Origin of the sequence: Phytohabitans aurantiacus (genome assembly GCF_027923225.1) — a bacterium.
Taxonomy (GTDB): domain Bacteria; phylum Actinomycetota; class Actinomycetes; order Mycobacteriales; family Micromonosporaceae; genus Phytohabitans; species Phytohabitans aurantiacus.
In genome coordinates this window covers 49468-63748 of the sequence record NZ_BSDI01000017.1, presented here as the reverse complement: position 1 = coordinate 63748, position 14281 = coordinate 49468, and the positions used below count along the sequence as shown (strand labels likewise).

At 72.5% G+C, this 14281-nt stretch carries 14 protein-coding genes; 3 read left to right on the top strand and 11 right to left on the bottom strand.

Annotation, left to right across the window (positions count from 1 at the left end; genetic code table 11):
• Nucleotides 1-263: 263 nt before the first annotated feature.
• Together QMG73_RS19125 and QMG73_RS19120 are read right to left on the bottom strand one after the other, a co-directional pair.
• The gene (locus QMG73_RS19125; RefSeq protein WP_281897794.1) at nucleotides 264-2123 is read right to left on the bottom strand and encodes an ABC transporter ATP-binding protein; all 1860 of its coding nucleotides are present in this window, start codon (nucleotides 2121-2123) and stop codon (nucleotides 264-266) included.
• Between the two features lie 466 nt (nucleotides 2124-2589).
• On the bottom strand, nucleotides 2590-2790 hold the full coding sequence (locus tag QMG73_RS19120) for a DUF6059 family protein (RefSeq protein ID WP_281897497.1): 201 nt from the start codon (nucleotides 2788-2790) through the stop codon (nucleotides 2590-2592).
• Nucleotides 2791-2922: 132 nt separating this feature from the next.
• On the opposite strand from QMG73_RS19120, the gene QMG73_RS19115 reads away from it, so the two are divergent.
• Nucleotides 2923-3606: an SDR family NAD(P)-dependent oxidoreductase gene (locus QMG73_RS19115; RefSeq protein ID WP_281897495.1), complete on the top strand. Its 684-nt coding sequence runs from the start codon at nucleotides 2923-2925 to the stop codon at nucleotides 3604-3606.
• Nucleotides 3607-3685: 79 nt separating this feature from the next.
• Here the strand turns inward: QMG73_RS19115 and QMG73_RS19110 are convergent, their stop codons facing one another.
• A complete protein-coding gene (locus tag QMG73_RS19110; protein WP_281897493.1) occupies nucleotides 3686-4438 on the bottom strand; it encodes an SDR family NAD(P)-dependent oxidoreductase in 753 nt (250 codons plus the stop codon).
• A gap of 199 nt (nucleotides 4439-4637) precedes the next feature.
• Here QMG73_RS19110 and QMG73_RS19105 point away from each other — a divergent pair, with 199 nt between their 5' ends.
• A complete protein-coding gene (locus QMG73_RS19105; protein ID WP_281897492.1) occupies nucleotides 4638-5186 on the top strand; it encodes a PadR family transcriptional regulator in 549 nt (182 codons plus the stop codon).
• Nucleotides 5187-5204: 18 nt separating this feature from the next.
• On the opposite strand, the gene QMG73_RS19100 is transcribed toward QMG73_RS19105, so the two are convergent.
• Together QMG73_RS19100 and QMG73_RS19095 are read right to left on the bottom strand one after the other, a co-directional pair.
• Nucleotides 5205-5417: a ferredoxin gene (locus tag QMG73_RS19100; RefSeq protein WP_281897490.1), complete on the bottom strand. Its 213-nt coding sequence runs from the start codon at nucleotides 5415-5417 to the stop codon at nucleotides 5205-5207.
• Entirely contained in the window at nucleotides 5414-6613 is a 1200-nt protein-coding gene (locus tag QMG73_RS19095; RefSeq protein WP_281897488.1) for a cytochrome P450, read from the bottom strand. Before QMG73_RS19095 ends, QMG73_RS19100 begins: the two co-directional genes overlap by 4 nt.
• A 189-nt stretch (nucleotides 6614-6802) precedes the next feature.
• On the opposite strand from QMG73_RS19095, the gene QMG73_RS19090 reads away from it, so the two are divergent.
• The gene (locus QMG73_RS19090) at nucleotides 6803-7801 is read left to right on the top strand and encodes a methyltransferase (RefSeq protein ID WP_281897486.1); all 999 of its coding nucleotides are present in this window, start codon (nucleotides 6803-6805) and stop codon (nucleotides 7799-7801) included.
• Here the strand turns inward: QMG73_RS19090 and QMG73_RS19085 are convergent.
• From QMG73_RS19085 to QMG73_RS19060, 6 genes are read right to left on the bottom strand one after another with little or no spacing between them, the layout of a single operon-like run.
• The gene (locus QMG73_RS19085) at nucleotides 7778-8938 is read right to left on the bottom strand and encodes a nucleotide disphospho-sugar-binding domain-containing protein (RefSeq protein WP_281897484.1); all 1161 of its coding nucleotides are present in this window, start codon (nucleotides 8936-8938) and stop codon (nucleotides 7778-7780) included. The two genes, QMG73_RS19090 and QMG73_RS19085, sit on opposite strands and share 24 nt — an antisense overlap.
• A 60-nt stretch (nucleotides 8939-8998) precedes the next feature.
• Complete coding sequence (locus tag QMG73_RS19080; protein WP_281897481.1) at nucleotides 8999-9694, bottom strand: TenA family protein; 696 nt, start codon at nucleotides 9692-9694, stop codon at nucleotides 8999-9001.
• A gap of 45 nt (nucleotides 9695-9739) precedes the next feature.
• Nucleotides 9740-10129, bottom strand: coding sequence for a hypothetical protein (locus tag QMG73_RS19075; RefSeq protein ID WP_281897479.1), 390 nt, complete (start codon nucleotides 10127-10129; stop codon nucleotides 9740-9742).
• Nucleotides 10126-11523, bottom strand: a complete 1398-nt coding sequence (locus QMG73_RS19070; protein ID WP_281897476.1) for an FAD-binding oxidoreductase — start codon at nucleotides 11521-11523, stop codon at nucleotides 10126-10128. Before QMG73_RS19070 ends, QMG73_RS19075 begins: the two co-directional genes overlap by 4 nt.
• Nucleotides 11501-12568 (bottom strand): NAD(P)/FAD-dependent oxidoreductase, encoded by a 1068-nt coding sequence (locus QMG73_RS19065; RefSeq protein ID WP_281897474.1) that lies wholly within the window; start codon nucleotides 12566-12568, stop codon nucleotides 11501-11503. The genes QMG73_RS19070 and QMG73_RS19065 overlap by 23 nt, the downstream gene beginning before the upstream one ends.
• Nucleotides 12565-14253, bottom strand: coding sequence for a class I tRNA ligase family protein (locus tag QMG73_RS19060; protein WP_281897472.1), 1689 nt, complete (start codon nucleotides 14251-14253; stop codon nucleotides 12565-12567). The genes QMG73_RS19065 and QMG73_RS19060 overlap by 4 nt, the downstream gene beginning before the upstream one ends.
• Nucleotides 14254-14281: the final 28 nt, after the last annotated feature.

Below are 14281 nucleotides of genomic sequence, written 5' to 3'. Positions count from 1 at the left end.
ACCATCCTGCGCGCCAGCGCCCGCGCGGTGAACTCCGCCTCGCGGCGGATCTCACGAAGACGGGCACCTAGCGCCTCCTGGGCCCCTGCCGGGCCGCGCTAGAGACCTTTTTGGGTCAAGTTCAGGATCCGGTTTTGAGCTACCGCGATGCCCGTCGCGGTCCATGCCCGTTGCTCCCGCGGCCTCACCCTCCGCGACTACACAACCAGTTCAACGGCCCGGCACAGCCGCCGACTGTGGATCGTGGCGATGATCGAAGCCGATCATGAGTAATGTCCGGCGGCGGGGGCCGTGTAGCCGGCTGACTGTAACGAGAAGAGATCTGCGTACAAACCGCCTGCGGCCACGAGCTGGCCGTGGGTGCCGGACTCTACGAGGGCGCCCTTTTCCAGGACGTAGATGCGGTCGGCGTGCACGACGTTGGCCAGCCGGTGGGTGATCAGGATGGTGGTCTGCCGGCCCTGGCGGCCGCGGATGGCTTGGAAGAGTGTGTCTTCTGCGCGTGGGTCGAGGGCAGAGGACGGCTCGTCCATGATGAGCAGTTCAGCGTCGCTGTAGAAGCCTCGAGCGGCGGTGATCCGCTGCCATTGGCCGCCGGACAGGTCTTGACCGTCTTTGAATGTGCGGTCGAGCAGCGTGTCGTACCCCTGAGGCAGTTCGTGGATCATGTCGTGGGCAGCGGCCAGGCTGGCGGCGGCCTCGATCCGCCCGCGGTCGGGTTCGGCGTCGATCTCGCCGGTGGCGATGTTGGTGGCCGCGGTGAACGGCCACTTGTGGTGTTCCTGCAGCACCACGGCGATCTTCCGGTGCAGTGCGTCGCGATCCCACTCCCGCAGTGGACGGCCGTTCCACCAGATGCTGCCGCCTGTGGGGGTACGCAACCCGGCGATGATCGCCGCAAGGGTGGACTTGCCGGAGCCGTTTTCGCCGACAAGCGCCACCGTTTCGCCGGCGCGGATGGTCAGGGTGACGTCGTGCACCGCGGGGGTGTCCCGATCCGGGTAACTCAGGCTGACCTCGCGAACTGACAGTTCCCGGAGCTCGTCGGGGCGCGCCGTGCCGGCTTGGTCGGCTGGGGGGAGGTAGGTGTCGGCGCGGTGCAGGAAGTTGACGTACTCGTTGAAGAACTGGCCGTTGGCGAAGACCCGGTCGACCTGGAAGGTCACCAGCGTGAGCGAGCGCTGCGCGGCCTGCACCGCGACCACGCAGGTCGCCGCCGCGGCAAGAGGGATCTGTCCTTTCAACAGCAGCGCCCCGAGCAGCGCGTACACCCCAGCGAGGGCGGCCCCGCTGACCAGCGCGCCGAGGCTGGTGGTCGTGGTGACCCGCCGGGCGAGGCGCAGCTCGATCTTGGTGTGCGCGTCCATCACCCGGTCGTACTGGTCCAGCAGGAAGCCGCGCAGCCGGTAGGAGCGCAACTCCGGCGCCGAGATCCGCTCGGCCATCAGGCGCTGAAGCACCCACAGCCGGCGGCGGCGCGCCGACCCGGCGAGGTAGGTCTTGAACTTCTCGTGCCCGGCCCGCAGCGCCGCGTACGCGTTGGGCACCGTGGCCACCAGCAGCGCGACCAACAGCAGCGGATGGATCACCACCACGGCGACGGTGACCGCGAGCAGGCTCACCACCCCGGCCAGCAGGTTGAACACCTCCTGCACGAGCACGATCGCCGATTCGGTACCTCGGGAGGCGCGCTCCATGTCATCGGCGAAGGCGTCCTCGTCGAACGCCTCCAGCCGCACCGCCGACGTGGTCTCGAACAGGCGGCGCTCGACGTCCCGGTTCACCTGCGGGGTCAGGCCGTTCAACGCGTAGCCGGTGACGATGCCCAACCCGCCGCGCACAGCGGTTGCCGCGGCCAGCAGGGCCAGCGCTGGCAACGCCGCGCGTACCCGATCAGGTGTCGGGCCACCGGCGAACAACTCGACCAGCACCCGCTGGGTGGCCAGCAACCCGAACGTCGCCATCGCCCCCGCCACCAGCGTCGAGACCGCAACGGTCGCAGTACGCGCACGGTCGGCACGCCAACCGATCCGGACCGCCTCAACCACCAGGCGAGGCAGCTGCGCGAACACCCCCAACAAGCCGGCGTCGACGCGGACCCGCATGCCGTGCTCCCACCACATCGGCCGCAGCTCGGGCAACGCCGGCTGTGACGCGGCGCCGTCCGCCCGCTGCGGGATGCTGCCGTGTTGACGGGTTTCCTCGGTAGCGCTGCTCACCCGATCGGTCCCTTCTACCCGGCGGCATTGTCATCATGGTCGGTGACACGGATTCGGCGGTCCAGCCCGGCAAGCACCGAACACCCGACAGCCGACTATGCCCATGCCGCATGCGTCGGCGCACGGGACGTCAGCCGTTCGGGTATCGCCGGACGTTCACCGACCGGGCGGGTCCACGATGGACCCCAGCCGTCACCTGCGGCGACATCCAGCTGGATTTGCCGCAACAGGCTGATCACTCCCACTGGTATCGCCGCCACAGAAGCAAAGAAAGACGCGAGCTACCGCGACGTTCGCCGCGCTCCATGCGCACGGCGAACGCCGCGGTCCCTTCGGCGGGTCGTGACCCTCCACAAAGGAGCTACGACCGTCAGGTGCGGTGGCCGAGCTGTGCCCACAGTCGACGCTCCTCGGGCGTCGGCGGCACGTGCCGGGCCAGCCGCTCCGGTGACGCGGGCGGCGGCTCGTCGACGCGCCGCGGAGGCAGTTCGTGGCAGACGCCGAGGTGGGCCGCGCCGACATACGAGCAGCCGACGAAGAACGCCCGCGCGATCATCCGTAACCACCGCATCCCCATACCGTGCCGTCCGGTTCTCGCGTGGCGCTTGAGCGCCGCTGAAGTCACCGGGAGCCGCTCGACCGGCTTTCGAGGCACCGGCGGGATCATCGCTGGCGTCGTGGCACGTACTCGCGGGAGGTCCTCATGGCGCCAGAGCACACCGCGCTGATCACCGGAGCCAACCGGGGGCTCGGCCGCGCCGTCGCGGCGGAGCTGCTCGGCCGGGGCGTGCGCGTGGTGGTCACGGCCCGCTGCGGCGACGACGCCGCCCGCACCGCCGGCGAGCTGGGCGGCGGTACGCGGGCGCACGCCCTGGACGTCACGGATCCGGAGAGCGTGCGGGCGGCGCTGGAGTCCGTCGGACCGGTGGACATCCTGGTCTCCAACGCCGGCGTCCTGCTCGACGCGGGAAGCGACCCGCTCTCGGTGCCGCTCGACCTCGTCGAGGCGACGTTCGCGGTGAACCTGATCGGCTCCTGGCGGGTCGCTCAGGCGTTCCTGCCGGGCATGATGCGCCAGGGTTGGGGCCGGGTCGTCTTCGTCTCCAGCGCCACCGGATCGTTCCGGGTCGGCCTGTACGCCGGCACGCCGGGGTACTCGGCGTCGAAGACCGCGCTGAACGGCCTCACCACGATGCTGGCGGCGCAGGCCCGCGGCACCGGCGTGCTGGTGAACGCGGTCAACCCCGGTCTGACCAGGACCCGGATGATGCCCTCGGCGCCGCGCTCCGCCGAGGAGTCCGCCGTGGACGTGGCGGACGCCGCGACGCTGCCCGACAACGGCCCGACCGGGGCGTTCCTGCGCGGCGACCGCACGCTGGACTGGTGACCCCGCCGTTCTGGTGACACGGCTGTTCTGGTGAGACGGCTGTGGGCCCCACCGTTTCGGCGGGGCCCACAGGGCGCGTTCAGGCGATGGCACCGTCGACGTGGATCGTCGCGCCGGTGACGTAGCGGGACAGGTCGCTGGCCAGCCACAGGACCGCCCCGGCGACGTCGTCGGGCGTACCGAGCCGGCCCAACGCCGTCTTGCCGATGTACCGCTGGCGCATCTCGGCGGCCCGCTCCGGCGGCATCGCGTCCCAGGCCTCGGTTTCGATCATGCCGAGGGCGAGCACGTTGAAGCGGATGCCTCGACCGCCGATCTCGCGGGCCAGCGACCGGTTCAGCCCGATCAGCCCGGCCTTGGTCGCCGTGTAGTGCGCGCGCAGCGGGATGCCGACGTCCACCGAGGCGGAGCCGATGCTCACCACCGAGCCGCCATCGCACAGCAGGTCCAACGCGCGCTGGATGACCAGGAACGCGCCCGTGAGGTTGGTGTCCAGCACCCGCCGCCACTCGTCGTACGCCAGTTCGGCTGCCGGGACGTGACTGATCGCGGCCGCGTTGTTGACCACCAGGTCGAGCCGGCCGAACCGGGTCCGTACCTCCTCGAAGAGGCCGTCGACCTGGGCCGGGTCGGCGAGGTCGGCCCGCATCACGTGGTGGTTGCCGCCGATCTCCTTCAGCTCCCGCTCCAGGGAGGCGACGAAGTCGCTCTCCTGCCGGTAGCAGGTCATCACCTCGACACCCGCCTCGGCCAGCCGCCGGACGATCCCCCGTCCGACGCCTCGGACTCCCCCGGTCACCAGCGCCTTCTTGCCGACCAGACCCAGATCCATCGCCGCTCCTCCTCGGGCTCGCGGAACGCGCTCAGCCTCAGCCGGCGGGCTCGAGGACCACTCGACCGGTCCTGAACGGTGCACCGGCCGATAGTCCTACTATGATTAACCGCCCACCGGGAACGGCACCGACGCGGAAAGGCGGTCCCGCACGATGGCGACTGCGCCGCCACGTCCACCACGTCGATCGCCACTGGCGATGGCCGTACTGCTGCTGCTCACCCAGGAGCCTTTGCACCCGTACGGGCTGCGCCAGCGCATCCGGGACTGGGACAAGGACCGCGTCATCAACGTCAGCCAGCAAAACGCGATCTACCAGACGATCGACCGGCTGGAGCGCAGCGGCCTGATCCGGCTGCGGGGCACCACCCGCCAAGCCAACCGGCCGGACCGCACGGTCTACGAGGCCACCGACGAGGGCGCCGCCACCGCACGCCGCTGGCTGGCCGAGATGCTCGCCGCGCCCACGCCCGAGTACCCGGAGTTTCCGGCCGCCCTCGCCTTCCTGACCTCGCTGCCGCGCGAGGACGGGCTGGCGGCGCTGCGTGCCCGGGTGACGGCTCTGGACGCGAACCTCGACCGGCTCGCGGCCGAGGTGGCCGATAAGGTGGCACAGGTCCCGGGCGGGGTCGACCGCGTCTACCTCCTGGAGGTCGAGCACCAGCGCACCATGTGGCAGGCGGAGCGGGCGTGGGTCAGGGGCGTCGTGCGTGACCTCGAAGCCGGCCGGCTCGCGATCGACGCCTGAGCACGCCTCGACACCACGCTAGGACGGCTCGAACTCCACCTGGATCGCGCGGGTCGGGCAACCTCGTGCCGCGCGCCAGACGGCCTCGTGGTGCTCCACCGGCGGACGCGGGTCGAGCAGCGTCACGTGCCCGTCGTCGTCCTGGTCGAACACCGCCGGCGCGCGGTAGACGCAGAGACTGCTCACCACGCATCTGCCGGCGTCGGCGGTGACCCGGATGCCGGTGCTCACCAGTCCACCGGCACCGCGGAGAAGGCCGCGAGGAAGCCACCCGCCGGGCGGGCCAGCTCTTCCTTGGGCACGGCGAGCCGCAGCTTCGGGTACCGGCGCAGCAGGCCCTCAGTGGACACCTGTAGCTCCATCCGGGCCAGGGCGGCCCCGGCGCAGTAGTGGATGCCCGACCCGAACGTCATGTGATGGTTCTCGGTGCGCCGGATGTCCAGCTCGAACGGGTTCTCGAACACCGTGTCGTCCATGTTGGACTCCACGGACAGCATGACCGTCGAGCCGGCCGGCACCACCGCCCCGTCAGACAGCTCGATGTCGGCCAGCGCGTAGCGCAGCGACCCGAGCGAGGCGCCCATGAGCTGGAACCGCAGCAACTCCTCGACCGCGCCGGGAACCAGCGAGAAGTCCTGGCGGAGCTCCTCGACGATGTGCGGCTGGTTGAGCAGCACGGCCATGCTCGTGCCGATCTGCGAGGCGGTCGTGACATAGCCGGCGATGAGCAGCGTACGAACCCAGTGCTGGAGCTGGTAGTCCGACAGCGCGTTCGGGTCGGTGGTGTTGACCCTGATCAGCTCGCTGATCAGATCATCGCCCGGCGCGGCACGGTGTGCCTCGATCAGCTCGTCCAGGTAGCTCCACAACCCGGCGCGGCACCGCTCGACATCCTCGGCGGACATCTTCGTCACCGACATGAAACCGTCCACGAGCGCGCGGAACCGGTCGTTGTCGCCGGGGGGCACGCCGAGCATGTGGCAGATGATCCGGATCGGCAGCGGGAACGCGAACGCCTCCATCAGGTCCGCCGGGCGTGGCCCCGCGTCCATCGCGTCCATCAGCTCACCGGCCACCTGCCACACCAGCGGGCGCAGCGCCTCCAGGCGGCGGGCGCTGAAGGCGCGGGTCACGATCGCGCGCTCGTCGAGGTACCGCGGCGGGTCGCTGTCGATCTCAGGGTCGCCGAACAGGTCGTTGTTCGGCGAGATCCGGGACGTCGGGTACCGGGCGGTGTTGCGGCTGAGCCTGCGGTCGGAGAACAGTGCCCGCACGTCGCGGTAGCGGGTGACCAGCAGGGCCGTATCACCGCTGGGCAGCTGCACCTCGACCAGCGACCGGTCGCGCAGGTCGCGCCACCGGTCTGGGACGGCCAGCGGCGGGTCCCACGCGAATGGATAGCTGACGGGTGTGGACGAGCTCGACATCGCACCTCTCCCAGGGTCGGCCGGCGCAGGTCGGCCCCATCGTGCGGACCACCGCTGGGGATGGGCTCGAGGCCGGGTGGATCGCCCGGCCCCGTACTCATACCGATGTCGAGACTCATGCCGTTGTCGAGGCCGTCTCCACCGCGCCGCCGCACGCTAGCGGGCGATCCATCGCGACGGGAGGCGGACATGACCCATTCCGTGGACACGGCCGAGGGAATCCTGCGGCTGGGCCACCGCTTCCGCGAGGCGAAGCTGCTGCTGGCCGCCGTGCGGCTGGACGTGTTCTCGGCGCTGCACGAGGCGCCGGCCAGCTACGACGAGGTGGGCCGGCGGGTGGGCCTGTCCGGGCGCGGGCTGCCCGACTTCCTGCGCGCCCTGGCGGTGCTGGGCCTGGTCGAGGAGGACGGCGGCCGGTACCGCAACGCTCCGGGCGCCACCCGGCACCTGGTGCGCGGCGCACCGGAGTACATCGGAGGATTTCTCGCCGGTGCGGACGCGAGCCTCTATCCGGCGTACGGTCGGCTGGCCGAAGCCCTGCGCACCGGGCGGCCGCAGGCCGACGGTGACTTCACCGCGATGCTGGACGACCCGGCGGCGCTGGCGGCCTTCGCGCGGATGATGGACGGGCTCACCGAGACGCTCGGGCCGGAGCTGGTGCGGGGGTACGACTGGTCCGGCCACCGCCGGGTACTCGATGTGGGCGGCTGCCGGGGCAACCTGGTCGCCCGGCTCGTCGAGGCACACCCGCACCTGACCGGTCAGGTGTTCGACCTTCCCCAGTTGGAGCCGCTGTTCGCCGCCTACACCGGCGCGCGAGGGCTGGCCGAGCGGGTGAGCTTCCAGGCTGGCGACTTCTTCGCCGACCCGCTGCCGGCCGCCGACGCCATCGTCTACGGCCACATCCTGCACGACTGGAGTCCGGCACAACGCGCCCACCTCGTCGCTCTGGCGTACGCGGCGCTGGAACCGGGCGGCACCCTGCTCATCTACGACAGGATGCTGAACGCCGCCCGCGACAGCACGACCAACCTCGTCGCCAGCCTCACCATGCTGCTGATGACCGACGAGGGCGGTGAGTACACGGTGACGGAGGTCGAACACCTCGCCCGCGCCGCGGGTTTCGCCAAGGTGAGCTTCCAACCTCTCGGCGAGTACGAGACTCTAGCGGTCTGCCACAAACGCTGACCGGCGCGCCGCGAGCCGCCGCAGCGCGCCGACCACCTCGGCCGGTGCCGGCTGCGCGCGCATCTCCGCCTGGAGCCGCCGGGCCGCGGCGCGGTGCGGGCCGTCGGTGACCAGCCGGCCGACCTCGGCGACCACCCGCTCGGGTGTGGCCTCGTCCCGGGTCAGCACCTCGCCGGCGCCGGCGGCCAGCAGCCGGCCGGCGTGACCGGCGTGGTCGGGCAGCTGCGGCACGAGCAGCGACGGCAGGCCCGCCCGCAGCGTGGTGAGCAGCGTGCCGGCTCCGCCGTGGGCGACCACCGCGTCGCAGTGGGGCACCACCTGACGCAGTGGCGCGTCCACCACGATCCGCACCCCGTCCGGTACGTCGCCGACCAGCCCCCGCTGCGCGGCGGCAACGGCCGCCACCACCTGGATGCCAGCGCCGGCCAGCGCGGCCGCGATCCCGCCGACCAGGAAGTGCTCGGGCGCCAGCCGGGCCATCGTGTGGCCCCAGGTGACGCACACCCGCGGCCGGTCGGCGGCCGGCAACGGGGCAGCGCTCGCGCCGGGGCCGTTGAAGGGGTCGTACCGCATCGGAAGCCGCTCATAGTCCCCCGGCACCTGAAGGCTCGCCGGCGTCGGGTCTATCGTGGACACGCCGAAGGCGTCCGGCGGCGCGACACCCAGCCGGGCGGCCAGCGGCGCGACCAGCTCGGGCAGCAGCGGCCGGGCCCGCAGCAGCAGGTCGGTGCCGTAGAGGTGGCGCACAGCGGGCACACCGACCGCCGCGGCCGCGATCGGACCGGCCAGCGCGGTCGGCTCGAAGACCAGCACGTCGGGCCGCCAGCGCGCCGCCAGCTCCGCCAGCTCGTCCACCATGGACTCGGCGTTGGCGAGCAGCATCTGCAGCGCGCGCGGACCGCGCCCCGCACGGGGCTGCGCACCGGCGCTGGAAAGGACGTAGCCGCGCACCATCCCCACCGCGTCGACGTCGGTGCCCACCACCGCGGCCGGCAGGCCGCAGTGTCCAATCTCGACGCGCAGCGCCGGCTGACTCGCGACCAGGACCTCGTGCCCGGCCGCCTGGAAGGCCCGGGCCAGCGGGACCATCGCGTAGAGGTGCGACGGCCAGGCCCAGGTGGTGAAGAGCACTCGCATGTCGGTCGTCCTTTCCCGCACGTTTCGACCCCGGTATCGACCTATGGCCAGTTGGATCCCCTAGGTCTGGAGGCGCCAGGCGGCTTCCAGGAAGGCCCACTCGTGCCGGACCGCTTCCGCGACGAAGCGCAGCAACTCCGCCCGTTCACCCGTCGACGCGCCCGCGCCGACCTCGTTCACCAGGACGAGAAGCTCGTCCACCAGCCGCCGGTACTCCTCGCCGGGGTGGGACTGCTCGATCAGGGCCGCGTAGCGGGAGCCGGCCGTGTAGTGGGCGAGGAGATGGTCGTTGATCCGCATCTGGAGCAGCGCCGACGGCAGCAGCGCGCCGAGTCCGGCGGCGAGCGAGGTGACCCCGGCGGCGGTCAGGAAATAGGTGTAGGAGCGTGTGGCCGGTGCGACCGGCGGAGCCCCGTCGGCCTGCTCCGGGGACAGGCCAAGACCGCGCAGCGTGTCGCCGATGGTCCGCATGTCGGAGGCGACGCTGTCCAGGCAGATCGCGGCCATCCGGCTCAGGAACCGGGCGTGCGTGGGCTCGGCCGCCCGCGCGGCGCAGCGGGCGAAGGCCCGGCCGTAGTCCGGCAGCAGGTGGTAGGAGTCCTGCCTGGCGAAGTGGGCGTACACCACCGGCGGCAACGTCCCGTCCGCGAAGGCCCGGTGGTACGGGTGCTCCCGGTGGCGGCGCGCCGCCGCGACGACGATCTCTTCCACATCGGCGGCGAGCGGCCCCGGTATGGTCGTGGTCAGGTCCAGCATGCGGTGCAGCGTGCCGCGTCCGGCTCGAAGACCGGTCAGGACCCGCTAGGGGCTTGCGGCACCGTGGGGTCGATCAGTGGACATCGCGGGAAGCTCTTCGATGTAGGAGACGCCCGTGGAGTTGGTGTCGTCGAACCGGCGCCACTCCTCGCGCAGGCGCAGCCGCCCGTCGGCGAGCCGCTCGGGCGTACTGACGCATTCGCCGGCCACCACCCGACCGTCGACGAGCACCTGCCCGTACACCACGCGCAGGGTGCCGTCCGGCGCGCACGTACCGGCCAGCCGCCCCAGCCGCACCGCGCCGCCGGAGAACTCGGCCCAGACGAGGTCGCCCCGCTGGTGGTACCGGCCGATCGGGGCGGCCGAGCCAGCCGCCGTCTCCTTCGCCGTGGACCGGAACACCCGGCCGTCGTAGTCGACCGGAGCGTCGCTCATCGCGTCACCGCCACACCCGCCGGCGCCACGTTGTAGTTGGAGCGGAAGAAGTTGTCCGGGTCGACCCGCCGCTTCACCGCCGCCAGCCGCTGGTACGCCGCCGCGCCGAACGTCCGCTGGGCGCGCTCGTCGGGCGAGCCACCGTCGGCCGGCCGGTCGGCGACATAGTTGACGTACCCGTCGCCCCACGCGTTGTGCGGCTCCACCGCCCGCGCGACCGACCGCGCCCACTCGACCTGGGTGGCGTCCGCGTCCGCCGGCTCCCAGATGGCCATGCCGGTGATGTTGAACCGGGCCGTGCGGAAGGGCACCGCGGTGGCCGCCGCCGGCACCCGCCGTACGGCGCCGGCGATCGGTTCGATGAGGACGGTGTCGTTGTACAGGCCGCTCCAGCGGCCCGCGAGGAACCGCTCGACCAGCGGCTCGACGAGGTCGTCCGGAAGCTCACCGGCGCACCGCGCACTCCAGTAGTGGCGCAGCCCGAACGGCAGCCGGCCCAGGCACACCTGCATCGACACGTAGCCGCGCCGTCCGATCCGCCAGTCCGCGACCGGCAGCCGGCGCAGGGTCCGTTCCAAGCGCTCCCGGTAGGCCTCGTCGGCGCCGCAGTAGGCCACGCTCATCACCGCCGCGGCCTCCTGCGTCGGGCCGTACCGCTCCAGCAGCAGCGTGCAGGTCAACTCGTCCGGCGCCTCGGTCATGAGATCGCGAAACAGCCGGACGGCGGCGGCCAGCTCGGTCCGCGGGTACGCGACGTAGCCGCCGTACACAGTGGACACCGGATGCAGCCGGAAGCGGAACCGGGACACCACCCCGAAGTTGTGCCCCGCGCCCCGCAGCGCCCAGTCCAGCTCCGGATCCGACCGCGCGTCGACCGTCAGCTCCCGCCCGTCGGCGGTGACCAGCCGGTAGTCGACCACGTTGTCGCAGGCCAGCCCGAACCGGCCCATGAGGTGGCCGATACCGCCGCCGAGGGTGAGCCCGCCAACGCCCGTGGTGTCGAACGTGCCGCCCGTGGTCGCCAAGCCCCACGCGGACGTGCTCAGGTCGACGTCGCTCCACGTCGCTCCCCCGCCGACCGTCGCGGTGCGCGCCCCCGGGTCGACCTCCACCTGGTTCATCAGCCGGAGGTCGATGACGAGGCCGTCGTCGACCGAGCCGAGCCCCGCCACGCTGTGACCGCCGCCGCGTACGGCCGTGGGGATGCCGTGCGAGCGCGCCGCCCGCACGACGGCGAGCAGCTCGGCACCGTCGCGGGGTAGGCAGATCAGCCGGGGTCGCCGGTCGTGCATGCCGTTGAAGAGCAGGCGCAGGTCGTCGTACGCCGGGTGACTGGCCGACACGACCCGGTCGGGGCAGGCGGTGGCGAGCTCACGGGACAGGGCTGAGGTCATCGTCGGTCTCCCTCTGGCGGTTGGAGCGCAGCAGTGCGTCGGCCGCGTCCACGCTCGCGGCGAGGGCGGTCTTGGCGGCACCGCCGCTGCCGCCGGTAAACGTGAACAGTCCCGGCACCTCCGGCGCGACCGGGCGCAGCCGCAGCTGGCCGTCCGGCGCGTAGCAGTCCGCCGCCGCCACCGCGCGGTACCGGCCCAGCGTCACCTCAGGCAGCCGGCGCGCCGCGGCGCGCCGGACCTCGGCCGCGGCGGATCGGCCGGCCCGGACTCCGTCGCGGTGCGAGGTGCCCGGTGGCGCGTCCCAGTCCACTGTGGGCAGACCGAGCAGCATCCGGCCCAGGCCGTCCGGCCGGCCGTACAGCCCGGTGGACTCGTCGACGAACGCGCGCGGGACTGGCCCGGCCGCCCGGAAGACGCCGTACCGGATCAGCTTGGTCCGCAGGCCGCCCGCCGGCAGGCCGTTGCCGGCGAGCAGTCCCGGCGTCCATGCCCCGGCAGCGAGCACCACGGCGTCGGCGTGCTCGACCCACTCGCCGGCCTCGCAACGGATCCGCGTTACCGTGCCGGCGCGCACGACGCCGCCGCGCAGGATCACCTCGCGGCGGGCCCGCGCCGCCAACCGGGCCGGGTTGATGAAGCCGGCCCGGCGCTCCACCACGGCGGTGTGACCCGGCGGCACGCCGGCGAGCCCGTGTCGGGCCGCCGCGTCACCCGGTGCCAGCGACAGCGAGCCGGGTAGCGCGGCGTCGATGGCATCCAGCGTGCGCCGCGCCGGGCAGGCGGCGGTCAGGTAGACCGAGCCGATCTCGCGGAACGCGGCCCAGGAGCGCAGGGTCGGGCTGGCATACAGGACGGCGAGACCGCGTACGGCCAGCGCCGCGTTGTACTCGTCCGGCTCGTAGCCGCGTACGAGGCCGCCGGAGGCCGCGCTCGCGGCGTGGCGGTGCTCGTCGCCGACCAGCATCACCCGCACCCCTGGCCGCTGGACGAGCCGCCAGGCCAGCAGGCTGCCGGCCAGCCCGGCGCCGACCACGCAGACCCTCATCGGGGTACCCCGACCGCCTCGACACCGGTAAGCATCGTGAGCAGCTGGCCCGCCCGCCCACCGTCACCGGGCTGGTCGGCGCCGAGCAGGCACCGGGCGGCCTGTGCCAGGGCGAAGCTGTCGTACGCGAGTGACCGTTCCGCGCGGGCCGCGTCCATCGCGGAAACCTCGCCAGCGCGCAGCGGTTGGGGCCAGCTCCCGGTGACCCGCTCGAACCGTTCGCGGGTGAAATCGGTGGCGTACGGCTCGGGCCGGTCCCAGCACAGGAAGGCGCGGACCACGTCCGGCGGATACTCGGCCAGCAGCTCCTCCGCCCAGACGGCGTGGTCGCGGCTGGTCGAGAACTTGTCGCCGTCGAGCGTGTAGAACTCGTTGACGACCAGGCCGCCGAGCAGCTCCGGTGGCAGTCCCCAGGCCGCGAACAGCCCCGGAAACAGCACGGCGTAGTAGAACGCGTTGTCCAGGCCGAGGAACGCCCACAGCGAACCCACCGAACGCCACGCGCGCAGGTGGTCGGAGAGCGAGACCGCCGAGGAGTCCAGCCGCCGGCCCACCGAGTACAGGTAGCCCAGCCCCATCTCGGCCCAGGGGTCCAGCCGATGGCCGTCGGCCACGGGGATGCCCCAGTCGGTAGGGTAGGTGAGCGGTACGGTCGGCAAACCCTTGTCCAGCAACCGATCCACCATCCGGCGCACCCGCGGCGGCAGCGTCGCCTGGCACCAGACGCGCATCAGGTAGTCACGGTGGTCCGCGAGCGGCAGCACCGGCCCGCGCCCTTGCGACTGTCCCGACGGCGGGGCGCCGCACCGGGTACAGCGCGGCTCTACGAGGTCGCCGGCGGTGTGGAACGCGCCGCATCCCTCGCAGGTGCCGCCGTTCATCCCCGCGCCACAGCCGGCGCAGCGACCCGCCACGTACGCGTGGTGCAGGGTGCCGCCGCACGGCTCGCAGTACGGCAGCGTCCATTCCTGGACCGGCAGCATCCCGGCGGTGACGCTCTGGTCGAGCAGGCGGACGACCGCCGACCGGTACCGGGGGTCGGCGGTCGGCTCGGTGAAGACGTCATGCCCGATGCCCAGCCGCGTAAAGACCGAACGGATGCGGCCGGCGTTCTCCCGGCGCAGCTCCTCGGCGTCCCGGCCCCGTGCGCGGGCGGCGGCCACCACGTAGTTCTGGTTGTCGTCCAGGCCGCACACCGAGATGGTCGGCTCGCCGCGCGCCCGCCCGGCGCGCACGGCCACGTCCGCCGCGACGTACGGCCCGGCGAGGTGCCCGACGTGCAGCGGTCCGTTCGGGGTGGGCGGCGGCGAGAGAACCACCGTGACGGGCGGCTCGCCCGCTCCCTCCGGCGGCGTCTCCGGCATCCAGTACACGCTGAGGATGCGGACCGGCTCGTCGGCCGCGGCGTTGTGGATGACGTGCCGCTCGCCGGACTCCAGCAGGACCGCGGTGCCCGCCGACACGGCCACCTCGCGGCCGTCCACGTCGAAGGTCGCCCGGCCCGCCATCACCACGGCCAGCTCCACCTCGGGATGCTGGTCGGGCGCGCTCGCCGACGCCGGCGGGATCACACACCACATGGCCTGGAACGGCAGCGCCGCCACGCCCTCGTACTGCGACCACCGTCCGATGTGGATGCCGGAGGCGGCGTTGAGCACCGCGTCGGCCGCGCTGAAGGTACGCATGGGCGACAGCCTCTGGCGCCCCGGTCGA

Excerpts from the sequence above, each read along its gene's own strand:
- QMG73_RS19095 (WP_281897488.1), bottom strand. The coding sequence starts at position 6,613 with ATGTCGAGCTCGTCCACACCCGTCAGCTATCCATTCGCGTGGGACCCG.
- QMG73_RS19080 (WP_281897481.1), bottom strand. The coding sequence starts at position 9,694 with ATGCTGGACCTGACCACGACCATACCGGGGCCGCTCGCCGCCGATGTG.
- QMG73_RS19090 (WP_281897486.1), top strand. The coding sequence starts at position 6,803 with ATGACCCATTCCGTGGACACGGCCGAGGGAATCCTGCGGCTGGGCCAC.
- QMG73_RS19070 (WP_281897476.1), bottom strand. The coding sequence starts at position 11,523 with ATGACCTCAGCCCTGTCCCGTGAGCTCGCCACCGCCTGCCCCGACCGG.
- QMG73_RS19115 (WP_281897495.1), top strand. The coding sequence starts at position 2,923 with ATGGCGCCAGAGCACACCGCGCTGATCACCGGAGCCAACCGGGGGCTC.
- QMG73_RS19065 (WP_281897474.1), bottom strand. The coding sequence starts at position 12,568 with ATGAGGGTCTGCGTGGTCGGCGCCGGGCTGGCCGGCAGCCTGCTGGCC.
- QMG73_RS19085 (WP_281897484.1), bottom strand. The coding sequence starts at position 8,938 with ATGCGAGTGCTCTTCACCACCTGGGCCTGGCCGTCGCACCTCTACGCG.
- QMG73_RS19125 (WP_281897794.1), bottom strand. The coding sequence starts at position 2,123 with ATGTGGTGGGAGCACGGCATGCGGGTCCGCGTCGACGCCGGCTTGTTG.
- QMG73_RS19105 (WP_281897492.1), top strand. The coding sequence starts at position 4,638 with ATGGCCGTACTGCTGCTGCTCACCCAGGAGCCTTTGCACCCGTACGGG.
- QMG73_RS19075 (WP_281897479.1), bottom strand. The coding sequence starts at position 10,129 with ATGAGCGACGCTCCGGTCGACTACGACGGCCGGGTGTTCCGGTCCACG.
- QMG73_RS19060 (WP_281897472.1), bottom strand. The coding sequence starts at position 14,253 with ATGCGTACCTTCAGCGCGGCCGACGCGGTGCTCAACGCCGCCTCCGGC.
- QMG73_RS19120 (WP_281897497.1), bottom strand. The coding sequence starts at position 2,790 with ATGCGGTGGTTACGGATGATCGCGCGGGCGTTCTTCGTCGGCTGCTCG.
- QMG73_RS19110 (WP_281897493.1), bottom strand. The coding sequence starts at position 4,438 with ATGGATCTGGGTCTGGTCGGCAAGAAGGCGCTGGTGACCGGGGGAGTC.